This window comes from Rhodococcus sp. DK176 (assembly GCF_038447315.2).
Classification (GTDB): Bacteria; Actinomycetota; Actinomycetes; order Mycobacteriales; family Mycobacteriaceae; genus Rhodococcus_F; species Rhodococcus_F jostii_A.
In genome coordinates, this window is record NZ_CP118321.2 from 2,718,816 (window position 1) to 2,740,731 (window position 21,916).

General features: G+C 67.9%; 19 protein-coding genes. 13 read left to right on the forward strand and 6 right to left on the reverse strand.

Annotated elements, in window-relative coordinates; translation table 11 throughout:
* Window positions 1–2: 2 nt before the first annotated feature.
* Entirely contained in the window at window positions 3–914 is a 912-nt protein-coding gene (gene aztC / locus PSR88_RS12860; protein WP_029539164.1) for a zinc ABC transporter substrate-binding protein AztC, read from the forward strand.
* A gap of 75 nt (window positions 915–989) precedes the next feature.
* Window positions 990–2,144 carry a zinc metallochaperone AztD gene (aztD, locus tag PSR88_RS12865; protein ID WP_016882536.1) on the forward strand — a complete coding sequence of 385 codons (1,155 nt, stop codon included), beginning with the start codon at window positions 990–992 and terminating at the stop codon, window positions 2,142–2,144.
* 16 nt (window positions 2,145–2,160) lie between these two features.
* Here aztD and PSR88_RS12870 read toward each other — a convergent pair whose 3' ends face one another.
* Window positions 2,161–2,580 (reverse strand): carboxymuconolactone decarboxylase family protein, encoded by a 420-nt coding sequence (locus PSR88_RS12870; protein WP_016882535.1) that lies wholly within the window; start codon window positions 2,578–2,580, stop codon window positions 2,161–2,163.
* Window positions 2,581–2,749: 169 nt separating this feature from the next.
* Here PSR88_RS12870 and PSR88_RS12875 point away from each other — a divergent pair, with 169 nt between their 5' ends.
* Window positions 2,750–3,118: an MmcQ/YjbR family DNA-binding protein gene (locus PSR88_RS12875; protein ID WP_016882534.1), complete on the forward strand. Its 369-nt coding sequence runs from the start codon at window positions 2,750–2,752 to the stop codon at window positions 3,116–3,118.
* Here the strand turns inward: PSR88_RS12875 and PSR88_RS12880 are convergent.
* Complete coding sequence (locus PSR88_RS12880; RefSeq protein ID WP_016882533.1) at window positions 3,099–4,451, reverse strand: TIGR01777 family oxidoreductase; 1,353 nt, start codon at window positions 4,449–4,451, stop codon at window positions 3,099–3,101. The two genes, PSR88_RS12875 and PSR88_RS12880, sit on opposite strands and share 20 nt — an antisense overlap.
* Window positions 4,452–4,510: 59 nt before the next feature.
* Here PSR88_RS12880 and PSR88_RS12885 point away from each other — a divergent pair, with 59 nt between their 5' ends.
* The gene (locus PSR88_RS12885) at window positions 4,511–5,992 is read left to right on the forward strand and encodes an SDR family oxidoreductase (protein ID WP_011595267.1); all 1,482 of its coding nucleotides are present in this window, start codon (window positions 4,511–4,513) and stop codon (window positions 5,990–5,992) included.
* Here the strand turns inward: PSR88_RS12885 and PSR88_RS12890 are convergent.
* Window positions 5,971–6,573 carry a lipocalin family protein gene (locus PSR88_RS12890; protein WP_029539162.1) on the reverse strand — a complete coding sequence of 201 codons (603 nt, stop codon included), beginning with the start codon at window positions 6,571–6,573 and terminating at the stop codon, window positions 5,971–5,973. The two genes, PSR88_RS12885 and PSR88_RS12890, sit on opposite strands and share 22 nt — an antisense overlap.
* A 205-nt stretch (window positions 6,574–6,778) precedes the next feature.
* Here PSR88_RS12890 and PSR88_RS12895 point away from each other — a divergent pair, with 205 nt between their 5' ends.
* The 9 genes from PSR88_RS12895 to PSR88_RS12935 all read left to right on the forward strand — a co-directional run bounded on the left by PSR88_RS12895 (window position 6,779) and on the right by PSR88_RS12935 (window position 15,224).
* Entirely contained in the window at window positions 6,779–7,444 is a 666-nt protein-coding gene (locus PSR88_RS12895; protein ID WP_011595269.1) for a fasciclin domain-containing protein, read from the forward strand.
* 172 nt (window positions 7,445–7,616) lie between these two features.
* Complete coding sequence (locus tag PSR88_RS12900; RefSeq protein WP_016882531.1) at window positions 7,617–8,264, forward strand: alpha/beta fold hydrolase; 648 nt, start codon at window positions 7,617–7,619, stop codon at window positions 8,262–8,264.
* The gene (locus PSR88_RS12905) at window positions 8,257–9,597 is read left to right on the forward strand and encodes an NAD(P)/FAD-dependent oxidoreductase (protein ID WP_029539160.1); all 1,341 of its coding nucleotides are present in this window, start codon (window positions 8,257–8,259) and stop codon (window positions 9,595–9,597) included. The genes PSR88_RS12900 and PSR88_RS12905 overlap by 8 nt, the downstream gene beginning before the upstream one ends.
* Window positions 9,594–10,334: a DUF1365 domain-containing protein gene (locus PSR88_RS12910; protein ID WP_016882529.1), complete on the forward strand. Its 741-nt coding sequence runs from the start codon at window positions 9,594–9,596 to the stop codon at window positions 10,332–10,334. Before PSR88_RS12905 ends, PSR88_RS12910 begins: the two co-directional genes overlap by 4 nt.
* Window positions 10,331–11,719: a class I SAM-dependent methyltransferase gene (locus PSR88_RS12915; RefSeq protein WP_016882528.1), complete on the forward strand. Its 1,389-nt coding sequence runs from the start codon at window positions 10,331–10,333 to the stop codon at window positions 11,717–11,719. Before PSR88_RS12910 ends, PSR88_RS12915 begins: the two co-directional genes overlap by 4 nt.
* Window positions 11,716–13,020, forward strand: a complete 1,305-nt coding sequence (locus PSR88_RS12920; RefSeq protein WP_016882527.1) for an SAM-dependent methyltransferase — start codon at window positions 11,716–11,718, stop codon at window positions 13,018–13,020. Before PSR88_RS12915 ends, PSR88_RS12920 begins: the two co-directional genes overlap by 4 nt.
* Window positions 13,017–13,817 (forward strand): DUF1295 domain-containing protein, encoded by an 801-nt coding sequence (locus tag PSR88_RS12925; protein WP_016882526.1) that lies wholly within the window; start codon window positions 13,017–13,019, stop codon window positions 13,815–13,817. The genes PSR88_RS12920 and PSR88_RS12925 overlap by 4 nt, the downstream gene beginning before the upstream one ends.
* A 98-nt stretch (window positions 13,818–13,915) precedes the next feature.
* Complete coding sequence (locus PSR88_RS12930) at window positions 13,916–14,494, forward strand: sigma-70 family RNA polymerase sigma factor (RefSeq protein ID WP_005259110.1); 579 nt, start codon at window positions 13,916–13,918, stop codon at window positions 14,492–14,494.
* A complete protein-coding gene (locus PSR88_RS12935) occupies window positions 14,487–15,224 on the forward strand; it encodes an anti-sigma factor domain-containing protein (protein WP_011595277.1) in 738 nt (245 codons plus the stop codon). The genes PSR88_RS12930 and PSR88_RS12935 overlap by 8 nt, the downstream gene beginning before the upstream one ends.
* Window positions 15,225–15,283: 59 nt before the next feature.
* Here the strand turns inward: PSR88_RS12935 and PSR88_RS12940 are convergent, their stop codons facing one another.
* The 3 genes from PSR88_RS12940 to aceE form a co-directional block, all read right to left on the reverse strand.
* Window positions 15,284–17,467, reverse strand: a complete 2,184-nt coding sequence (locus PSR88_RS12940; RefSeq protein ID WP_342338182.1) for a malate synthase G — start codon at window positions 17,465–17,467, stop codon at window positions 15,284–15,286.
* A 134-nt stretch (window positions 17,468–17,601) separates the two neighbouring features.
* Window positions 17,602–19,074 carry a pyruvate kinase gene (gene pyk, locus PSR88_RS12945; protein WP_011595279.1) on the reverse strand — a complete coding sequence of 491 codons (1,473 nt, stop codon included), beginning with the start codon at window positions 19,072–19,074 and terminating at the stop codon, window positions 17,602–17,604.
* Between the two features lie 18 nt (window positions 19,075–19,092).
* A complete protein-coding gene (gene aceE, locus PSR88_RS12950; protein ID WP_342338911.1) occupies window positions 19,093–21,909 on the reverse strand; it encodes a pyruvate dehydrogenase (acetyl-transferring), homodimeric type in 2,817 nt (938 codons plus the stop codon).
* Window positions 21,910–21,916: the final 7 nt, after the last annotated feature.

Genomic DNA, 21,916 nt, shown 5'->3' on the forward strand with positions numbered 1-21,916 from the left:
GGATGCGGCGCCTGCTGCCGCTGACCCTGCTGGCCGCAGTCGTGACGCTGTCCGTGACGGCGTGTTCCCCGGGCGCCTCCGACGGACCGATCGTGGTCGTGACCACGAACATTCTGGGTGATGTGGTGAAGAACGTCGTCGGCGACCAGGCCGACGTGATGGTGCTGATGCCGAGAGGCGCCGATCCCCATTCGTTCGAGATCTCCGCGTCGGACGCCGCGCGGGTGGAGCGCGCCGACCTCCTCGTGTCGAACGGTCTCGGACTCGAGGAGGGAATCGGCAAGACCGTCGACACCGCACACTCCGAGGGAGTTCCGATTCTGCAGGTCGGTGACGCCGTGCGGCCGATCGAGTACCGTTCCGGAAAGTCCACGGGCACCCTGGATCCGCACGTCTGGACCGATACGGACCGTATGCGAGAGGCCGTCGCACTGATCCGCGACGCGGTGATCGACCACGTGCCGGAGATCGACGCGGGGGCCGTCCGCACGAACTCGGACAGTTATGCCCGGCAGCTCGAGGAACTCACAGCCCGGATGTCGGACAGGTTCGCGACGGTCCCCGCAGATCGGCGAAAGCTCGTGACCAATCATCACGTCTTCGGTTATCTGGCCGAACGTTTCGGCTTCGACACCGTGGGGGCGGTGATTCCCAGCGGAACCACCCTGGCGTCGCCCAGCGCGTCCGACCTCTCGGACCTCGCCGCGACGATCACCGCGTCGCGGGTTCCCGCGATCTTCGTCGACTCCTCCCAGCCCGATCGGCTCGCGCAGGTCTTGGCCTCGGAGGCCGGTGTTCCCGTCGACGTCGTCGCGCTGTTCACGGAATCACTGGGCGAAAACGGCTCGGGCGCGGGCACGTACATCGAGATGATGGATTCGAACTCCCTGGCGATCACGGAGGGGTTGAAATAGCGATGCATTCACACATGCACACTTCCGACTTTGACAACCGTTTGCAATAAGAGTTAGTTCTCCTGGGTGACCCTTATGCGTAGTCCTCTCCCCACCGCCGTTGCCGCCGTGGCACTCTCGGCGACACTTCTCACGTCCTGCTCCACCGACTCCGGCACGGCCGAAGCGACCACCACCGACTCGGCCACACCGCGGCTGGCACTGAGCTACGACGGCGGCGTGCTGGTTCTCGACGCGCAGAGCCTCGACGTGGTCGGTTCGGCCGAGGTGGACGGCTTCACCCGGCTCAACCCCGCAGGCGACGACCGGCACGTACTGGTCAGCACCGGAAACAGCTTCACCGCCCTCGACACCACCGAACCCGCCCTCACCGACGTCACGTTCGAGGCGAAGACGCCCGGCCACGTGGTCCGGCACGACGGCAAGACCGTGCTGTTCGACGACGGCACCGGACTGGTGCGCGTGTTCGATCCGGCCGGACTCTCCGAAGGCACACCGGACACCACCGAGTTCACGACGCCCGAGGCGCATCACGGAGTGGCCGTGGAACTCTCGGACGGCGGCCTGCTCACCACCGTCGGCAACGAGGACGAACGCACCGGCATCGTCGTACTCGACCGCGACCGCAGGGAGATCGCGCGCAACGAGGACTGCCCGGGTGTGCACGGTGAGGCCGTCGCCGCCGACGAGACGGTGGTCGTGGGATGCCAGAACGGTCTGCTGATCTACCGGGACGGCGTCATCACCAAGGTCACCAGCCCGGACCCCTACGGGCGCATCGGCAACCAGGCCGGCGACGAGGATTCACCGATGATCCTGGGCGACTACAAGACCGATCCCGACGCCGAACTCGAACGCCCCGAACGGGTCTCGCTCACCGACACCGTCACCGGACAACTCACCCTCGTCGACCTGGGCACCAGCTACACGTTCCGCTCGCTCGGGCGAGCCCCGCACGGTGAGGCCCTCGTCCTCGGCACCGACGGCGCCGTGCACGTGATCGACCCGAACACCAAGGCGGTGAGCCGCACCGTCGACGTCCTCGATCCGTGGACCGAGCCGGACAAGTGGCAGTCGCCGCGGCCGGCGCTGTACGTGCAGGACCACACCGCCTACGCGACCGACCCCGCGCACAGGAGGATCCACGCGATCGACCTGGACACCTGGACCGTATCCGGGCAGGCCGACCTGCCGGAGACCCCGAACGAGATCACCGGCGTCACTGGCTGATTCGCGTCGCGCGGCCTCAGCCTTCGGCTTCCAGCGGTCCCAGTTCCGCGTCGAGCGCCTCCTGCACCACCGCCATCGCCGACAACCCGGCGGGGGCGCCGCAGTAGGCGCTCGCGTGGATCACCGCCTCGACCACCTCGGTGCGGGTCAGACCGTTTCGCAGTGCACCCCGCACGTGGCCCTTCAGTTCACCGTGCGCACGCAGTGCGATGAGCATGCCGAGGTTGAGGAGGCTGCGGCTGCGCCGGTCCAGCCCCGGCCGGTTCCACACGGCGTCCCAGACGTGCTCGGTGACGAACTCCTGCAGCTGCTCGCTGTCGGTCCCCGCCGTGCGAGTGAGCGCCCGCTCGACGAAGTCGGGGCCCATCACCTCACGCCGCACCGTCAGCCCCGCCTCGACGGCCGGACTCCGCTTCCCGGGTTCTTCACTGGTCATGGGTTCACTCCTGTTCACAACGCCTACGTGTTCGGGAGTCACTCTACGAGTCGACGACGAAGCACCCACCGGCCTCGGACCACTGAGTGTCAGCCCTACCGCAGTCCGGGCTGTCGGTGGCCGGGGATATAAAGGTCCCGGACCACCGACCGCCGGCCCAGGAGCTGTGATGCCCACCGAACACGACGTGCGCGCGATGATGCTGGCGTTGCCCGAAGCGCACGAGGTGGTGATCGCCAACTGGGGCGACCAGCCGACGTTCCGTGTGCGCAAGAAGATGTTCGGTCTCGTCGGTTACGGCGCCCCCACCGTCTGCCTCAAAGCGACGAAGGAGACGCAGGCGGCTCTGCTGCAGGAGGATCCCGACGTCTTCCTGGTCGCACCGTTCTTCGGGCGGTGGGGCTGGATCGACGTCGTCCTCGACCGCGTCGACCCCGAAGAACTGGCCGAACTCGTCGAGGAGGCCTGGCGTCTCACCGCCCCGAAGCGGGTCGTGGCGGCGTACGACGCGGGGCGCACTACCCCTCGTCGGTCTTGAACCGCCCGAGCTGGTGGCGCAGCGCCGTGTCGAGGTCGGGGCGCCGGAACCGGTGACCGCGGTCGAGGAGTTTGCCCGGGGTGACGCGCTGATCGGCGAGGGCGAGTTCGCGCGCACCCTGCTCCCCGAGCAGGAGCTTCGGCCCGAAATCGGGGACCGGGAGGAAGGCCGGACGGTGCAGCACCGACGCCAGGACTGCGGTGTACTCCTCGTTGCGAACCGGATTCGGCGCCACCGCGTTGACCGGACCGCTCAATCCCGAATCGACGACGGCGCGGTGGTAGACGTCGATCAGATCGTCGATGTCGATCCACGACAGCCACTGCGTTCCGGCACCGAGACGGCCTCCGAGCCCGACCTCGAACAGCGGCCGCTGCAGTCGCAGCACGCCGCCGCTCGGCGATTGGACGATCCCGGTGCGGACGTGGACCACCCGAAGTCCGGCGTCGGCGGCCGGCGTCGCCGCGTCCTCCCAGTCCGCCACGACGTCGGCGAGGAAGCCGTCGCCCCGCGGGTCCTGCTCGTGCAGCACCTCGTCGCCCCGGTCGGGGCCGTAGTACCCGATCGCGGACGCACTGACGAAGATCTTCGGCCCCTGCCCGGACGTGGCCGCCACTTCCGCCAGCCGACGGGTGGGCTCGATACGACTGTCCCTGATCGCCCGGCGGTGACCGTCGGTGAACCGACCCGCGATGGACGCGCCGGCGAGGTGGATCACCGCGTCGACTCCGTCGAGCAGATCCGCGGCGGGAGCGTCCGGGTTCCAGCGCCGCTCGTCGGGTGTGCTGGGAGCACGCCGTACGAGACGGATCACGCGGTGCCCGCCGGTGCTGAGGAACGCGGTGAGGGCGGAGCCGACCAGACCGGAGCTCCCCGTCACGGCGATGGTGAGGGGACCGGGCAGCAGGGTGGACGCCCAGTGGTGCCGGCCGATGTCGTCGGCGAGCTGGCGGTGCCGGTAGACGAACGTCGAACGGAGGAAGTGGCCGGGCACGATGGTGTCGACCCGGTCGGTGACCCGGGTCCGGCCCTCGGACACGACGTCGAACGTGTGGGTGTGCCGCCACGGCACCAGCAGGCGCAGCGGCAGCGCGGCCGAATAGTCGACGAACCGGTGCGGGGGGTCGTACTCCTTGGCGTCGTGCTGCGCGATCCATGTCAGGCCGCCGGGTAGGCGCAATTCTGCACGACCCGATTTCAGAGACTCGGATTCCTTCGCGAGGCTGAGCGGCTGCCACGGCGGGGAGAGCCGGGTGAACGCCCCGGCCCTCGTGTGCCAGGCGAACAACTCGTCCCGTGAGGCCTCGACCACACTCGAATGCACGATGCCCATGACCCGACCTTAGCCGCGATGGCGGGCGAGGCGGTGACAACGACGGGTAGCGTGTGGGAATGACGCAGTTACGTGTACTGGTCACCGGTGCCACCGGATACATCGGCGGACGCCTCGCTCCCCGGCTCTCGCAAGCCGGCTATCGGGTGCGGGTGCTGGTGCGTTCACCCGAGAAGCTGACCGACGTCCCGTGGGCGTCCGACGTCGAGATCGCCCGCGGCGACCTGAGCGATCCCGAAACCCTTTCTGCCGCTTTCACGGACGTGGACGTCGTCTACTACCTCGTGCATTCGATGGGTGGTGCGGACGAGTTCGAGGAGGCCGAACGCGTCAGCGCGGAGAACGTGGCCGAGGCGGCCCGCACGTCGGGTGTCGGCCGGATCGTCTACCTCGGCGGGCTGCATCCCGACTCGGTGGACCTCTCTCCGCACCTGCGCTCCCGCACACAGGTGGGGCAGATTCTCGTCGACTCCGGTGTTCCCACAATGGTTCTGCAGGCCGGGGTGGTCATCGGCTCCGGTTCGGCGTCGTTCGAGATGATCCGTCATCTCACCAACCGGCTCCCCGTGATGACCACCCCGCGGTGGGTGAACAACAAGATCCAGCCGATCGCGGTCCGCGACGTGCTGCACTACCTCGTTGCCGCGGCCGAGGCATCGTTGCCGCACAGTCGCACGTTCGACATCGGCGGCCCCGACGTCATCCGCTACGGCGAGATGATGCAGACGTACGCCGAGGTCGCCGGTCTGCGTCAGCGTCGCATCCTCGTCCTTCCCGTGCTGACCCCGAAGCTCGCCGGTCTGTGGATCGGTCTGGTCACCCCGATCCCCCGCTCGCTCGGCCGGGCGCTGATCGAATCGCTGCAGAACGACGCCGTCGCCTCCGAGCACGACATCGACGACGTCATTCCACCGCCGAAGGCCGGCCTGACGACATACCGGGACGCCGTGCGACTGGCGTTGCGGCGCATCGACAACGGTGAGGTGGAGACGACGTGGGCGAGTGCGTCCCCGGTCGGCGCCCCGTCCGATCCGTTGCCATCCGACCCCGATTGGGCCGGTGAAGTCGTCTACACCGACGAACGCACCAGGGACTGCGACGCGGACGCCGGAACGCTGTGGAGCGTCGTGGAGAGCATCGGCGGTGAGAACGGCTGGTACTCGTTCCCGCTCGCGTGGTCGGTGCGCGGCTGGCTCGACCGCGTGGTCGGCGGTGTCGGTCTCACCCGCGGACGCCGGAACCCGAAGCAACTCAACACCGGCGACCCCTTGGACTTCTGGCGAGTCGAACGCATCGACCGGGGGTCCCTGCTACGACTGCGCGCCGAAATGCGGGCGCCGGGCGGGGCGTGGCTCGAATGGTGCGTCCACAGTGTGGATTCCGACCGGTCCCGACTCGATCAGCGGGCCATCTTCTTCCCGAAAGGCCTCGCCGGACGGCTGTACTGGTACTCCATCATGCCGTTCCACGGAATCATTTTCAAAGGCATGATGGAGAACATCACCGGATCCGCGGCCCGTCAGACCGTGCAGAGCGGCTGAATTCCTTCTCGGCCGCCGGTGGTCGGGGACGTCAGCAGCAGGCACGAGTTGTAGCCACGCGATTCCACCACCTGCCGGATCTGCGTCCATCCCGCGTCGTCGACCGCCGGGTTGCGGGAGAGGACGAAACCCGAAGCCCGTGCCGGGTCACCGACGAGCGCCCACGAGTAGTCGTCGGCGATGTAGGTGACCACATAGTTGGTGGGACCGTCCGGTGAACTCTGGAACGGCACATCCGGGAAGCTCACGTGGAGTTGCGCATTGGTGACCGGGTCGTTGACACGCGCATTGCCGTTGATGCCGTTCGTCCCTCCCGCCCAGGTGGTGCACGAGTTGGCGACGCTGACGTTCGACGAGTCCACGAGCCCGTACGTCGCCCTGGTGTCCCGCGCACAGTCCAGGTTGAACGGTTGTGGCACAGCGGCCAACTGATACCACGTGCCGAGGTACCGCGGCACGTCGAGGGACGGGACGGGTGCGAGCGCACCGGGCTGAGCCTGTGCCGGGCTCGCGGCCAGCACCACGGCCGCAGCGGCGGTCAGCAGTCCTGCGGCGAATCCACGTGCCTTCGAGAGTGTCATCTCGGGTCCTTTCACGATCATGCGTCGACGAAACGGGCAGCCTGAACAGAGGGCCTGTGCAGCACCCTCTCTCGGGGCATTCGACGCCACTTCCGGATCGGATGGGCCGATCCGGGAAAACGTTCCACCCATCCGTTCCGGAGACCGCTCCGAATGCCTGTCGATGGTGCTCATCCGCACCCACACCGGAGAGAGGCAATAACCCATGAACATCACCACACGAGTTCTGGCAGTCGCAGCGAGCACGTCCCTCGTCCTGCTGGGCGCAGCGTGTTCGTCGGACGACAGCGACTCGTCGAGCAGCGGCTCCGCCTCGGAGGCGATGACGTCCGAGTCGATGTCGTCCGGTTCGACGACCTCGTCCGCGATGGCCGATCCCGCCGCCAACCTGGTCGGTCCGGGCTGCGCCGAGTACGCGAAGACGGTGCCCGACGGCGCCGGTTCGGTCAGCGGCATGGCGCAGGATCCGGTCGCGACCGCCGCGTCCAACAACCCGCTGCTCACCACCCTCACCGCCGCCATATCCGGTCAGCTCAACCCGCAGGTCAACCTGGTGGACACGCTGAACAGCGGACAGTTCACGGTGTTCGCGCCGGTGGATGCCGCGTTCGCGAAGGTCGACCCCGCCACGATCGAAACTCTCAAAACCGACCCGGCGCTGCTCACCAAGGTCCTCACCTACCACGTGGTCCCCGGCCAGATCGCGCCGAGTGACATCGACGGCCAGCACACGACCGTCGAGGGTGGCACGGTCACCGTCACGGGTTCGGGCGACGACCTGAAGGTCAACGACGCCGGCGTCATCTGCGGTGGCGTCCAGACCGCCAACGCCACCGTGTACCTGGTCGACACCGTCCTGATGCCCCAGTAAGCACGCTCGTCTGACAGATCTCCGCGACCGGCGGCATCGGTCCCACACCGATGCCGCCGGGTTCTTGCGTGCTCCCACGTGAGTGCCACGGTGCGCTCGGGCACGCTTCGCCACTCACGTGAGCGGGTGGGGGTCCGCCCATCCGACACAAACTCAGCTCCGAATAACGGTTATGGAGAAAGGCTCACCCACCGCCCCGGCGTACGTACTGGTACTGCCCGGCGGCAAACCACGCAGTCAGGCACCCTCGCGGTGCTGGCACCTGTCGAATCTGCGCATGACCTGGATGGCCTGGTCTCTGAGGGCGAGGCTCGGGCGGCACGGAATCGTCGTGGAGCGGTTGCAGTACCGGGTCCGCGGATGGAACGCCCCCGAGGCCAGTCCGGTGCACGACGCCCGGGTGGTCGTCGAACGGGCCCGGCTGCGGTTCGGGAACGTCCCCGTCGCCGTCGTCGGGCATTCGATGGGCGGCCGCGTCGCCGCCCACCTCGCCGCCCTCGACAACGTCCGGGCGATCGCCGCGCTCGCACCCTGGTGGCCCGCATCCGACGGCGAACTGGTGCCCGCCGACCGCAGCCTGATGGTCGCGCACGGAACCGCCGACCGCTGGACGGATCCCACCTCGTCCCGGGTGCAGACCGAGCAGGCGCTGGCTCGCGGGGTGAACGCCTCGTGGACTCCCCTGACGGGAGCCGGACATTTCATGCTCACCCGGCCGCGCTGGTGGCATCGCATCACCGCCGATTTCGTTCTCGACGCCTTCGCCGCGGAAGGTGTCGTCGCCGCACCGACTGACCGGAAAGCAGGTCGCCATGCATGATTCGGAGAAGCTCGAACGCAGGAACGTCGCGGTGATCGGCAGCGGCGTCGCCGGGTTGACCGCCGCCTACGTTCTGTCCCGCCACGACCGCGTCACCCTCTACGAGGCGGACGCCCGTCTCGGCGGCCACGCCCACACCCACCATCTGACGCTCGACTCGGGCGCAGAAGTGGACGTCGACACGGGCTTCATCGTGCACAACGACCGCACCTACCCCACGCTGCTGCGCCTGTTCGCCGAACTCGACGTGGCCACCCAGGATTCGGACATGTCGATGTCGATCCGATCCGATGCGAGCGGGCTCGAATACGCTGGTGCGAAGGGGATCCGCGGGCTGTTCCCCACTGCCCGCACCCTGGCCAGGCCGCGGTATTGGCGGATGCTCGGCGAGGTCCTCCGGTTCCACCGCCGCGCCCGTGCCGTGCTCGACACCCCGGCCGACGAGGCGGGCGCGCAGGAACCGCTGGGCGAGTTCCTGCGCCGCAACGGTTTCAGTCCGTACTTCGTCGAGAATTTCATGACTCCGCTCGTCGCGGCGGTGTGGTCGTGCGATCCCACGACGGCCGCGCACTACCCGGCCCGCTACCTGTTCACGTTCCTCGAGCACCACGGAATGCTCACCGTCTTCGGATCACCCACGTGGCGGACCGTGACGGGCGGCTCCGCCCGCTACGTCGAGAAGGTGGCGGCACACCTCGACGAGATACTTCTCGGCGCCCCCGTGCAGCAGGTGGAACGCACTCCGGACGGCGGCGCGTGCGTCGTCGACGGCAGCGGCGACGTCCGGTACTTCGACGCCATGGTGGTGGCCCTTCACCCCCGTCAGGCGCTCGCCCTGCTCGGCGACGCCTCGGACCTCGAGACCGAGATCCTCGGCGACATGCCGTACTCGGTGAATCACGCTCAGCTGCACACCGACGAGTCGCTGCTCCCCCGCGCGGAGAACGCCCGGGCCTCGTGGAACTACCTGACTCCCGCCGACAGCACGGACGCGACGGGCGTCATCGTCACCTATGACATGACCCGGCTGATGCGCCTGGACACCGTGCACGACCGGCGGTTCCTCGTCACGCTCGGCGGCAAGCACCTCGTCGACCCGACGACGGTCGTCGCCGAGATGACGTACGAGCACCCCGTCTACACCCCCGAATCCGTGGCGGCGCAGTCGCGGCTGAGCGAACTCGGCTCCGGCACGTTCGCTTTCGCCGGCGCCTACCACGGCTGGGGGTTCCACGAGGACGGAGCGCTCTCGGGCCTGCGCGCCGCCGAACGGATCGGTGGATCGTGGGATACGCACGCCGGACGACACCGCGAACGGGAGACGGTGTCGTGACCGCGCCGGCGATCTACTCGACGACGATCCGGCACGCTCGCACCGGACCCGTCCGCAACAGTTTCGAGTATTCGAGCTACTGCTGGTACGTCGACGTCGACGACCTTCCGCACCTGCCCGGGTGGCTCGGCCCGTTCGCCCGCTTCCGCGCCGAGGATCACTTCGAGCCGGTCCCCGGTGCCGGCGCGGACACGCTGCGCGCCAGGGTGGATGCGTTCCTCGCCACCCACGGAGTCGACCTCCGCGGCGGGACGGTGACGGCGCTCCTCAACGCGCGGGTGCTCGGATACGTGTTCAACCCGCTCAGCGTGTACTGGTGCCACGACGTCGACGGCACCCTCCGCTGTGTGATCGCCGAGGTACACAACACCTATGGTCAACGGCACAGCTACCTGATCCGGCCCGACAGCCGCGACCGCGCCGAGGTGGACAAGCAGTTCTACGTCTCCCCGTTCAACGACGTGAGCGGCCGCTACGAGATGCGGTTCCCCGAGCCCGGCGACACGCTCTCGCTGAACGTGGTACTCCACCGGGACGGACACGCCCCGTTCACCGCGACGGTGCGGGGAACGCGGCAGCCCGCCACCCACCGCACGGTCCTGAAGACCCAACTACGCACTCCCCTGGCACCTCTCGTGGTGTCGGCTCGCATTCGCATCCAGGGAATCACTCTGTGGGCCCGTGGACTCCCCGTCACGACTCGGCCCGACGGCCGGCAGAAGGAGACAGTTCAGTGAGAAGGAACAAGGACACCGACATGGACGCATCGCCTGCCGTCAGTACCGCCGACCTCGCGTTCACCGTCGAGGATCCGCGGATCGACAACCGGATCTGGCCCGGGCTGGCCGACGTGCCGACCGGTCTGCGTGCCTCGGTGTCGGCGAAGGTCGCCGACCGCCTGTTCCGCCGCGCGGCCGCCGACCTCGACGTCCGCATCGAGTACCCCGACGGCACCCTGGTGGGGGCGCGCCGGGAACCGGAGATCCTGCCGCGCATGATCATCCGCAACCCGGGCGCGTTCGCCCGGCGCGTCGGAACGAGCGGCCTCATCGGTTTCGGCGAGTCGTACATGGCCGGCGACTGGACGTCGCCGGATCTCGCCGCGGTGCTGAGCGTGTTCGCCTCCAGGATGGCCACCCTCGTTCCCCGCCCGCTGCAACGGTTGCGCGCACTCTATGTCGCCAAACACCCCGCCCAGGAACGAAACACCAAGCAGAACACCCGCTCCAACATCTCCCGGCACTACGACCTGTCCAACGAGATGTTCGAGACGTTCCTCGACGAGACCCTGACGTACTCGAGCGCACTGTTCGCGTCGACGCCGACCCGGGTGGGTCAGGTACGGGACGTGACGGTCCTGCGGGCACCCGTCCCACAGGTCACCCCGAAGTGGGGGGATTTCGCGGACGCGCAGCGCCGCAAGATCGATCGGCTGCTCGACGAGGCCGGCGTCGGTGCGGGCACCAGGCTGCTCGAGGTCGGGACAGGCTGGGGAGAACTGTGCATCCGGGCGGCGGAACGCGGCGCCGTGGTCCGCTCGGTGACATTGTCCAGCGAACAGCAGAGCCTGGCCCGCCTGCGGGTCGCCGAGGCCGGCCACTCGGACACCGTGCAGATCGACCTGCTCGACTACCGCAACGTCGACGGCGAGTACGACGCCATCGTGTCGGTGGAGATGATCGAGGCCGTCGGACATCAGTACTGGGCCACCTACTTCCGGGTGCTCGACAAGCTCCTCGCCCCGGGCGGAAGGGTGGCGCTGCAGGCGATCACCATGCCGCACGATCGGATGCTGCAGACCCGCAACACCTACACCTGGGTGCACAAGTACATCTTCCCGGGCGGTTTCCTCCCGTCGACCGAGGCGATCGAATCCGTCACCGCCGAACACACCGCGCTGCGGGTACGGGAACGCCTGAGCATGGGACAGCACTACGCGGAGACGCTGCGGCTGTGGAAGGAGCGGTTCGCCGCGCACAGCGCGCAGGCGGAGGAACTCGGATTCGACGAGACGTTCCGCCGCATGTGGCATTTCTACCTCTGCTACTCGGAGGCCGGGTTCCGCTCCGGCTACATCGACGTCCAGCAGCTCGTCCTCGACAAGACGGGAGCACGACCGTGACCGTTGCCGCCGAACTCGACAAGGCGTTGCGCCCGCTCGTCCGCGGTGAACTGCCCGTGCATCTGACCGCGTGGGACGGCAGCACCGCCGGGCCGGCGACGGCACCGAAGGTGGTGCTGCGCAGCCCGGACGCCGTGCGCCGATTGCTGTGGAGCCCCGGGGAACTCGGGGCCGCACAGGCCTACGTGACCGGTGAGATCGACGTCGAGGGCGACCTGGGCGAGGCCCTGGCACACGTGTGGGCGGTGGCGCGCGAGCGAGGACTCAGCGGAGTCCGGCCGAGCCCGTGGACGGTCGCGAAGGTGCTGCGCGTCGCCGCGAAGCTGGGTGTCACGGGCGGGCCGCTTCCCACACCCGCCACACAGGCGAACATCCGCGGCCCGCTGCACAGCCTGATGCGCGACCGTGCCGCGATCAGTCACCACTACGATCTCTCCAACGACTTCTACGCGCTGATCCTGGACCCGCAGATGGCCTACTCGTGCGCCTATTTCACCCGGAATGCGCCGGGAACGCCGCAGGATTCGGACTACGGACTCGAGGATGCCCAGCGGGACAAGCTCGACCTGGTGTGCCGCAAGATCGGACTCGAACCCGACATGCGGCTGCTCGACGTCGGATGCGGCTGGGGATCGCTGAGCCTCCACGCCGCGGCCGAATACGGTGCACAGGTCGTCGGTGTCACCATCTCCCGTGAGCAGAAGGCATTCATTGACAAGCGGATCGCCGAGCGTGGGCTGCAGGACCGCGTCGAGATCCGTCTGCAGGATTACCGCGAGGTCCCCGACGGTCCGTTCGACGCCGTCGCGTCCCTCGAAATGGGTGAGCACGTAGGCGAGAAGAACTACGCCCGGTATGCGCAGGCCCTCTACGACAACGCGAAACCCGGTGCGCGGGTGCTGATCCAGCAGATGGTGCGCACCGGACGCCATCCCGGCGGCGGCCCGTTCATCGAGTCGTTCATAGCTCCCGACATGACCATGCGTCCCGTCGGTGAGAGCGTCGCGTACCTCGAACGAGCCGGGCTCGAGGTGCGCGACGTGCATGGTCTCCGTGAGCATTACGTCTGGACCGTCGATGCCTGGCTGGAGAAGTTCGAGTCCCGCTGGGACGACGTCGTCGAGATGGTCGGACTCGAGATGGCCCGGGTGTGGCGGCTGTACCTCGTCGGCGGCGGGATGAGCTTCGAGCAGGGCCGCATGGGTGTCGATCAGATCCTGGCCGTGAAGCCGACCGCGGCGGGTCAGTCGATGATGCCTGCTGTGCGGGTCGACTCCGCGGGATCCGGCGTGCTCCGATGAACGGATTCGGCTGGTCGAACTTCGGCGCCGTCACCGCGGCGAGCCTTCTCGTGCTCGCCGTCCTCCAGGCCGCGACGTTCCTCGTCGGCCGGCGGATCGGACGCTACAACGTCGTCGATGTGTCCTGGGGCCTCGGTTTCGTCCTGGTAGCGCTCGTGGCCGCCGTCATCGGCGACGGCGACGCACTGCGCCGCTGGCTGGTGGTGGTGCTCGTCGCGGTGTGGGGTCTGCGACTGACCTGGCACATGTACGCCAAGTCGGCGGGCAAGGGCGAGGACCCCCGCTACGTGGAGATGCTCGACAGGGCGGGCGGCAACTCGCCCTGGGTCGTCGTCAGGAAGATCTTTCTCACCCAGGGACTCGCGCAGTGGTTCGTGTCGCTGCCGCTGCAGGTGTCGGCAGTGCTCGGTCCCGCATCCGGGCTCGGCGCGGTCGTCGGGGTGCTCGGCGCCCTCCTGTGGGTGGTCGGTGTCGTGTTCGAAGCGGTCGGCGACCACCAGTTGACGGCGTTCAAGGCAGACCCGTCCAACAAGGGCGTGATCATGGACGTCGGCCTGTGGGCATGGACGCGGCACCCGAACTACTTCGGCGACTCCTGCGTGTGGTGGGGACTGTGGCTCATCGCGGCGAGCGTGTGGCCCGGCGCCGTCACCGTGCTGTCTCCCGTGGTCATGACGTACTTCCTGGTGTTCGCAACCGGGGCGAGGCTGCTCGAGAAGTCGATGTCGCAGCGTCCCGGCTACCCCGAATACCAGCAGCGCACCAGCTATTTCCTTCCCTTGCCGCCGAAGCGGTGAGTGCTTTGCCGGCATCGCTCGCATCCCCTCGGATCCCATCGTGGTCACACCGGCCGCAACCTGCTATTAGGCTGTGGATCGATGAACGGAATGGGCCGATGACCGGTGTCGACAGGGACACGGAGAACGTGACGCTGACGGCGTTGCTGGCGCGTATCGCGCAGGGTGAGCGGGATGCCTTCAGCGACTTCTACGAGCGCACCAGCGCGCGGGTGTACGGCATGGTGCTGCGGGTACTGCGCGATCCCGGATACAGCGAGGAAACCACCCAAGAGGTGTACCTGCAGGTCTGGAACAACGCGGAGAAATTCGATCCGAAGCAGGGGTCGCCGCTGTCGTGGCTGATCACCCTCGCTCATCGCCGTGCCGTCGACCGGGTGCGGTCGGAGCAGTCCGGCACCGAACGTGAGGCCGCCTACGGCGCCTCGAGTTGGTACGGGCCGTTCGACGCGGTGTCGGAGGAAGTCACCCGACGCGGCGACACCAGCGACGTCGTCGACTGCCTCGGCACGCTCACCGAAGTCCAGCAGAGAACCGTGGTCCTCGCCTATTACGGAGGCCTGACGTACCGAGAGGTGTCGGAACGGCTGTCGGTGGCGCTTCCGACGGTGAAATCAAGAATTCGAGACGGATTGATCAGGCTCAAGCAATGTCTGGGGGTGCAGTTCGATGGATGAGTCCCAGCACGAAATCCTCGACCTCGCCCAGGTGTACGCCCTCGACGCCGTCGACGATCAGCAGCGCCGCGAGATCGACACCGCGGTGCAGAGCGCACCGCCCGACGTTCGCCTCGAATTCGACACCGCCGTGCGCGATGTGCACGAGACGATGGCCGCCCAGTCCGCGTCCACCGCGGTCGAGCCGCCCGTTCACCTGCTCGGGCGCATCCTCGATGCATTGCCCGGCACCGCCGCTGCACCCGCACCGATAGCACTGGACGAGGTTCGTGCGCGCAAGCGCAGGCGTCTCGTGGCGGCACTGAGTGCGGCGGCCGCGGTGATCGTCCTCGCCGTGGGTGGCATCACCGTCGCCCAGCAGTTGCAGAGCGAGGACGGCCAACCCGTGCCCGCGCAGATCCTCGCGGCCGACGACGTCCGCACGGCGGTGGCACCGATCGCCGGTGGCGGTTCGGCCACAGTCGTGTACTCCAAGGACGTCGACGCCGGAGTGCTGGTGATGAACGACGTCCCGCCGCCCGCACCGGGTTCGGTGTATCAGATGTGGCTGCTCGGACCGTCACACGAGCCGGTGTCCGCCGGAATCATGGAAGCCGATGACGTGTCACCGTCGACCACCGCGGTCGTGAACGACATCGACCAGTCCACGGAACTCGGATTCAGTGTGGAACCGCCCGGCGGTTCCACCCAGCCGACCGGCGACATCTTCGCGACGGTGAACCTCACCTGACACGTGAGTGGCGAAGCGTCCCGCGGGACGCTTCGCCACTCACGTGGGGAAACTACCGGTCAGGCGTTGGCTGCTTTGTATTCGCGGCGGCGGCGGTGCAGGATCGGTTCGGTGTAGCCGGAGGGTTGGGTGGTGCCGTCGAGGATGAGTTCCTTCGCGGCCTGGAAGGCGATGTTGGTGTCGAAGTCCGGGGCCAGGGGCCGGTAGGTGGGGTCGTTCTGGTTCTGCCGGTCCACGATCGGGGCCATCCGTTGCAGTGACTGCACGACCTGGTCGGCGGTGACCACGCCGTGCCGGATCCAGTTCGCCAGCAGCTGGGAGGAGATGCGGAGGGTGGCGCGGTCTTCCATCAGGGCGACGTCGTGGATGTCGGGGACCTTGGAGCAGCCGACGCCGGCGTCGATCCAGCGGACCACGTAGCCGAGGATGGACTGGCAGTTGTTGTCGAGTTCTTCCTGCTTCTCGGCGTCGGACCAGTCGGTGCTGGGGGCGAGGGGGATGGTGAGGATCTCGTCGAGGGTGGCCCGCCGGGTGCCCTTCAGCTGGTTTTGGACGGCGACGACGTCGACCTGGTGGTAGTGGGTGGCGTGCAGGGTGGCCCCGGTCGGGGACGGCACCCACGCGGTGTTCGCGCCGGCCTTGGGGTGGCCGATCTTCTGGTCGAGCATCTCGGCCATCAGCTCGGTCATCGCCCACATGCCCTTGCCGATCTGCGCCCGCCCCTGCAGCCCGCAGGCGAGCCCGACATCGACGTTCCAGTCCTCGTAGGCGGTGATCCAGGTCTGCTTCTTCATCTCGGCCTTGCGGATCATCGGCCCGGCCTCCATCGAGGTGTGGATCTCGTCGCCGGTGCGGTCGAGGAACCCGGTGTTGATGAACACCACCCGCTCCCGGGCTTCGTTGATGCAGGCGGCGAGGTTGACGGTGGTGCGGCGTTCCTCGTCCATGATGCCGACCTTGAGGGTGTTGGCGGGCAGCCCGAGGACCTGCTCGACGCGGCCGAACAGTTCGGTGGTGAACGCGACCTCGTCGGGGCCGTGCTGCTTGGGTTTGACGATGTAGATCGACCCGGTGCGGGAGTTGACCAACGGCCCCGTCGCCTCGCCCGTGCTGAGTCCGTGGACGGCGCACAGGGAGGTGATCAGGGCGTCGAGGATGCCCTCGGGGATTTCGGTGCCGTCGCCGTGCAGGATCGCCGGGGTGGTCATCAGGTGCCCGACGTTGCGGACGAACAGCAGCGACCGCCCGTGCAGGGTGAGCTCGGACCCGTCCGGGGCGGTGTAGGTGCGGTCCGGGTTGAGGCGGCGGGTGAACGCGGTGCCGCCCTTGGTCATCTCCTCGGTCAGGTCGCCGCGGTTGAGGCCCAGCCAGTTGCGGTAGCCGATCACCTTGTCGTCGGCGTCGACGGCGGCGACGGAGTCCTCGAAGTCCATGATGGTGGTGACCGCGGACTCGAGCACCACGTCCTTGACCCCGGCCGCGTCGGTGGACCCGATCGGGGAGGTGGGGTCGATCTGGATTTCCGCGTGCAACCCGTGATTGCGCAGCAGCACACTGGCCGGGGCGGCCGGGTCGCCGAGGTAGCCGACGAACTTGCCCGGCTCCGCCAGCCCGGTGACGGTGCCGTCGGCGAGCTGCACGGTCAGCGCGGTGCCGTCGACGGTGTAGCGGGCGGCGTCGGCGTGCGACCCCTGCGCGAGGGGGGCGGCGGTGTCGAGGAAGGTGCGGGCCCAGGCGATGACCCGGTCGCCGCGGACCTTGTTGTAGGTGGCGCCCGCCTCCGCGCCGCCGTCGTCGGGGATGGCGTTGGTGCCGTACAGGGCGTCGTACAGCGACCCCCACCGGGCGTTGGAGGCGTTCAGGGCGAAGCGGGCGTTGAGGACCGGGACCACCAGCTGCGGGCCGGCGGTGGCGGTGATCTCGGTGTCCACGTTCGCCGTGGACACCTCGAAGGGGGCCGGTTCGGGCACCAGGTACCCGATCTCGGTCAGGAACGCCTTGTACTCGGCCGCGTCGATCGCCGTCCCGGTCCGGTCGCGGTGCCAGCCGTCGATCCGGGCCTGCAGGTCGTCGCGGGTGGACAGCAGCGCCTTGTTCTTCGGCGCCAGCTCGTCGATCACCGCGGCCGCACCCGACCAGAACCCGTCGGCGTCCACCCCGGTCCCGGGCAGCGCCTCCTCGTTCACGAAGTCGTAGAGCACCTTCGCGACCTGCAGACCGCCGACCTCAACACGCTCAGTCATGAAATGACTCACCTTCCGCACTTGGCAAACTTCCACGATGCGAAAACACAGTTTCGTATCTTGACATCAAGAAAACCGTGTCCATCGAGTTCTGTCAATAGCGGACGGGCGTACGGTTACAGCGTCACATCCGATCAGTGGTCTTCCTCGCCGATCCTGTGAACGTGGATCAGGTTCGTCGAGCCGACGGTGCCCGGAGGCGATCCCGCGACGATGACGACGAGGTCACCCCGCTGGTACCGTCCCAGGCCGAGGAGCGCGTGGTCGACCTGATGGATCATCTGGTCGGTCGATTCGACGGGGTCGACGAGGAACGTCTCGGTCCCCCACGTCAGCGCGAGCTGAGCGCGCACCGCCGGGAGCGGGGTGAACGCCAGCAATGGCAGCGGAGTGTGCAGTCGCGCCAGCCGCCGCACCGTGTCCCCGGATTGGGTGAACGCGACGAGCGCCGCCGCGCCCAATCGTTCCCCGATGTCGCGCGCGGCGTAGGACAGCACTCCGCCCTTCGTGCGGGGTACGTGCGCCAGCGGCGGAACGTGCGTGGACTTCTCCTCGACTGCGCTGATGATGCGGCCCATGGTGCGGACCGTTTCCATCACGTGCTTCCCGACGGACGTTTCGCCCGACAGCATGACGGCGTCGGCACCGTCGAGGACGGCGTTGGCCACGTCGGACGCCTCGGCGCGGGTGGGCCGCGAGTTCTCGATCATCGACTCGAGCATCTGCGTCGCGACGATGACCGGCTTCGCATTCTCGCGGGCTATTTGGATGGCCCGTTTCTGCGCGAGCGGCACCTGTTCGAGGGGTAGTTCGACACCCAGATCGCCGCGGGCGACCATCACCGCGTCGAACGCCAGCACGATGGCCTCGAGGTTGTCGATCGCCTCCGGTTTCTCGAGCTTCGCGATCACCGGGACCCTGCGGCCGACCCGATCCATCACGGCATGGACGAGTTCGATGTCTGCGGCCGATCGCACGAACGACAGGGCAATGAGGTCGACGCCGAGACGCAGCGCGAACTCGAGGTCGGCGATGTCCTTGCCCGACAGGGCCGGAACCGACACGTTCATCCCCGGCAGGGACACACCCTTGTTGTTGCTGACCGGTCCGCCCTCGGTGACCCGGCACACCACGTCGTTGCCGTCGACGTCCGTGACGACCAATCCGATCTTGCCGTCGTCGACGAGCAACCGGTCACCGGGCTCGGCGTCCTCGGCCAGCTGCTTGTAGGTGGTGGAGACCCGGTCGTGGGTGCCCTCGCACTCGTCGACGGTGATTCGCACGAGGTCGCCGTCCGACCAGACTGTGCTGCCTTCGGCGAAACGCCCCAACCTGATCTTCGGGCCCTGAAGATCGGCGAGAATACCTACTGCCCGGCCGGCGAGTTCGGACGCGTCCCGCACCCGGAGGTAGTTCTCCTCGTGATCGGAATGTTCGCCGTGGCTGAAGTTGAGCCGTGCGATGTCCATTCCGCAGTCGACGAGTTCGCGTATGCGGTCGCCGGTTGCCGTTGCGGGCCCGAGGGTGCACACGATCTTCGCGCGCCTCGCCGACGCGGGCGCCTCCCGGCCGGGTGTGCCGAGGTATTCGGAAACTGTTGCTGTCATCGGATTTTCGATTCCGTTCTATGCACTGCCGGTGTCGGCGTAGGAGACGGCGGCGGCGCGGACGTCGTCGATGCGGTACCGGTTGGCGGCTTCGACGGCCTTGGAGCGGTCGAGGGTGCCTTCGCCGGCGAGGGCGGACAGGACGGCGACGACGATGGATTCGGCGTCGACGTTGAAGTACCGGCGGGCGGCGGGGCGGGTGTCGGAGAAGCCGAACCCGTCGGTGCCGAGGGTGGTGTACGAGCCGGGCACCCACTGACGGATCTGGTCGGCGACGGCGCGCATCCAGTCCGAGGCCGCCACGAACGGGCCGGCGGCGTCGGACAACGCCTGCGTGACGTAGGGCAGCGGGGCGTCGGTGCCGGGGTCGCGCAGGGCCTGGCGCTCCGATTCGATGCCGTCGCGGCGCAGCTCACCCCAGGAGGTGACCGACCACACGTCGGCGGCCACACCCCACTCGTCGGCGAGCAGTTCCTGTGCCCGCAGCCCCTCGGGCATGGTGACACCGGAGACCAGGATCTGCGCCTTCGGGCCCGAAGCCTGCGACTTCTTGAACAGGTACATGCCCTTGAGCAGGCCGTCGACGTTGAGGTCGGCGGGCTCGGCGGGCTGGGAGTAGGGCTCGTTGTAGAGGGTGATGTAGTAGAAGATGTCCTCCCCACCGAACCCCGGCTTCAGCGTTCCATCGGCCGCCGGTGTGCCGCCGTACATCCGGCGCAGTCCGTCCTTGACGATGTGCGCGATCTCGTAGGAGAACGCCGGGTCGTAGGCGACGGCGGCCGGGTTGGTCGAGGCCAGCAGCAGCGAGTGCCCGTCGGCGTGCTGGAGGCCTTCGCCGGTGAGGGTGGTGCGGCCGGCGGTGGCGCCGAGGACGAATCCGCGGGCCATCTGATCCGCCGCCGCCCACAGGCCGTCGCCGGTGCGCTGGAACCCGAACATCGAGTAGAAGATGTACAGCGGGATCATCGGCTCACCGTGGGTGGCATAGGAGGTGCCGACCGCGGTGAACGAGGCGGTCGAGCCGGCCTCGTTGATGCCCTCGTGCAGGATCTGCCCGATCTCCGATTCCTTGTAGGCGAGCATCAGGTCCGCATCCACCGCCGTGTACAGCTGGCCGTTGCGGTTGTAGATCTTCAAGGAGGGGAACCAGGAGTCCATCCCGAAGGTGCGGGCCTCGTCCGGGATGATCGGCACGATCCGCTTGCCGATCTCCTTGTCCCGCAACAGCTCCTTCATGATCCGCACCAACGCCATGGTGGTCGCGACCTGCTGCTTGCCGGAGCCCTTGCGGACCACGTCGTAGGTCGAATCCGGCGGCATCGGCAACGGCGCCGGGCTGGTGCGGCGCTGCGGCAGGAACCCACCGAGCGCGCGGCGGCGGTCGAGCATGTACTGGATCTCCGGGGCATCGGGGCCGGGGTGGTAGTACGGGGGCATCTTCGGGTCCTTCTCCAACTCGGCGTCGGAGATCGGGATGCGCTGCAGGTCCCGGAAATTCTTCAGATCGTCGAGGGTCAGCTTCTTCATCTGGTGGGTGGCGTTGCGGCCCTCGAAGTGCTTACCCAGGGTGTAGCCCTTGATGGTGTGCGCCAGGATCACCGTCGGCTGCCCCTTGTGCGCCATCGCCGCCGCGTACGCGGCGTAGATCTTGCGGTAATCGTGGCCGCCGCGCTTGAGGTTCCAGATGTCCTGATCCGACAGGTTCGCGACCAGTTCCTTCGTCCGCGGATCCCGGCCGAAGAAGTGCTCGCGCACGTACCCGCCGTCGTTGGCCTTGTACGTTTGGTAGTCACCGTCCGGGGTGACGTTCATCAGGTTGACCAGGGCGCCGTCCCGGTCCGCGTGCAGCAGCGCGTCCCACTCGCGGCCCCAGACCACCTTGATCACGTTCCAGCCGGCGCCGCGGAAGAACGACTCCAACTCCTGGATGATCTTGCCGTTGCCGCGGACCGGGCCGTCGAGGCGCTGCAGGTTGCAGTTCACCACGAAGGTCAGGTTGTCGAGGCCCTCGGTGGCCGCCACGTGCGCCAGACCGCGGGATTCGGGTTCGTCCATCTCCCCGTCACCCAGAAACGCCCACACGTGCTGATCGGCGGTGTCCTTGATGCCGCGGTCGTGCAGGTAGTGGTTGAACCTCGCCTGGTAGATCGCGTTCATCGGGCCCAACCCCATCGACACGGTCGGGAACTCCCAGAAATCCGGCAGCAGCCGCGGGTGCGGGTACGACGGCAACCCGCCGCCCTGATCGGCGTGCGAGTGTTCCTGCCGGAACCCGTCCATCCGCTCCGCCGGGATCCGCCCCTCCAAAAACGCGCGGGCGTAGATGCCCGGCGAGGCGTGGCCCTGGATGAAGATCTGATCCCCACCCCCGGGATGGTCCTTGCCGCGGAAGAAGTGGTTGAACCCCACCTCGTACAGGGCCGCCGACGACGCATACGTCGAAATGTGGCCGCCGACCCCGACCCCCGGGCGTTGCGCGCGGGTCACCATCACCGCCGCGTTCCACCGGATGAACGCCCGATACCGGCGCTCGGTCTCCTCGTCCCCGGGGAACCACGGCTCGTTCTCCGTCGGGATGGTGTTCACATAATCGGTCGACGTCAACGCCGGCAACGCGACGTGCTTCTCCCCGGCCCGCTCGAGCATCCGCAACATCAGATACCGGGCACGAGTCGGTCCGGACCGGTCCAACAGTCCGTCGAACGATTCCAACCACTCCGTGGTCTCGTCCGGGTCGATATCCGGCAGATAAGACGCAACACCCTCACGGATGACGCGAACCGAACCGGCGCGGCCAGGGTCTACGGAGGTCGTGGTCTGTTCGAGCAAAGGGATACTCCAT

Coding starts and splice junctions, on each gene's coding strand:
- PSR88_RS12900 (WP_016882531.1), top strand. CDS start 7,617: ATGGAGAAAGGCTCACCCACCGCCCCGGCGTACGTACTGGTACTGCCC.
- PSR88_RS12935 (WP_011595277.1), top strand. CDS start 14,487: ATGGATGAGTCCCAGCACGAAATCCTCGACCTCGCCCAGGTGTACGCC.
- pyk (WP_011595279.1), bottom strand. CDS start 19,074: ATGACAGCAACAGTTTCCGAATACCTCGGCACACCCGGCCGGGAGGCG.
- PSR88_RS12880 (WP_016882533.1), bottom strand. CDS start 4,451: ATGGGCATCGTGCATTCGAGTGTGGTCGAGGCCTCACGGGACGAGTTG.
- PSR88_RS12925 (WP_016882526.1), top strand. CDS start 13,017: ATGAACGGATTCGGCTGGTCGAACTTCGGCGCCGTCACCGCGGCGAGC.
- PSR88_RS12885 (WP_011595267.1), top strand. CDS start 4,511: ATGACGCAGTTACGTGTACTGGTCACCGGTGCCACCGGATACATCGGC.
- PSR88_RS12890 (WP_029539162.1), bottom strand. CDS start 6,573: ATGACACTCTCGAAGGCACGTGGATTCGCCGCAGGACTGCTGACCGCC.
- PSR88_RS12875 (WP_016882534.1), top strand. CDS start 2,750: ATGCCCACCGAACACGACGTGCGCGCGATGATGCTGGCGTTGCCCGAA.
- PSR88_RS12895 (WP_011595269.1), top strand. CDS start 6,779: ATGAACATCACCACACGAGTTCTGGCAGTCGCAGCGAGCACGTCCCTC.
- aztC (WP_029539164.1), top strand. CDS start 3: ATGCGGCGCCTGCTGCCGCTGACCCTGCTGGCCGCAGTCGTGACGCTG.
- PSR88_RS12930 (WP_005259110.1), top strand. CDS start 13,916: ATGACCGGTGTCGACAGGGACACGGAGAACGTGACGCTGACGGCGTTG.
- PSR88_RS12940 (WP_342338182.1), bottom strand. CDS start 17,467: ATGACTGAGCGTGTTGAGGTCGGCGGTCTGCAGGTCGCGAAGGTGCTC.
- aztD (WP_016882536.1), top strand. CDS start 990: ATGCGTAGTCCTCTCCCCACCGCCGTTGCCGCCGTGGCACTCTCGGCG.
- PSR88_RS12905 (WP_029539160.1), top strand. CDS start 8,257: ATGCATGATTCGGAGAAGCTCGAACGCAGGAACGTCGCGGTGATCGGC.
- PSR88_RS12870 (WP_016882535.1), bottom strand. CDS start 2,580: ATGACCAGTGAAGAACCCGGGAAGCGGAGTCCGGCCGTCGAGGCGGGG.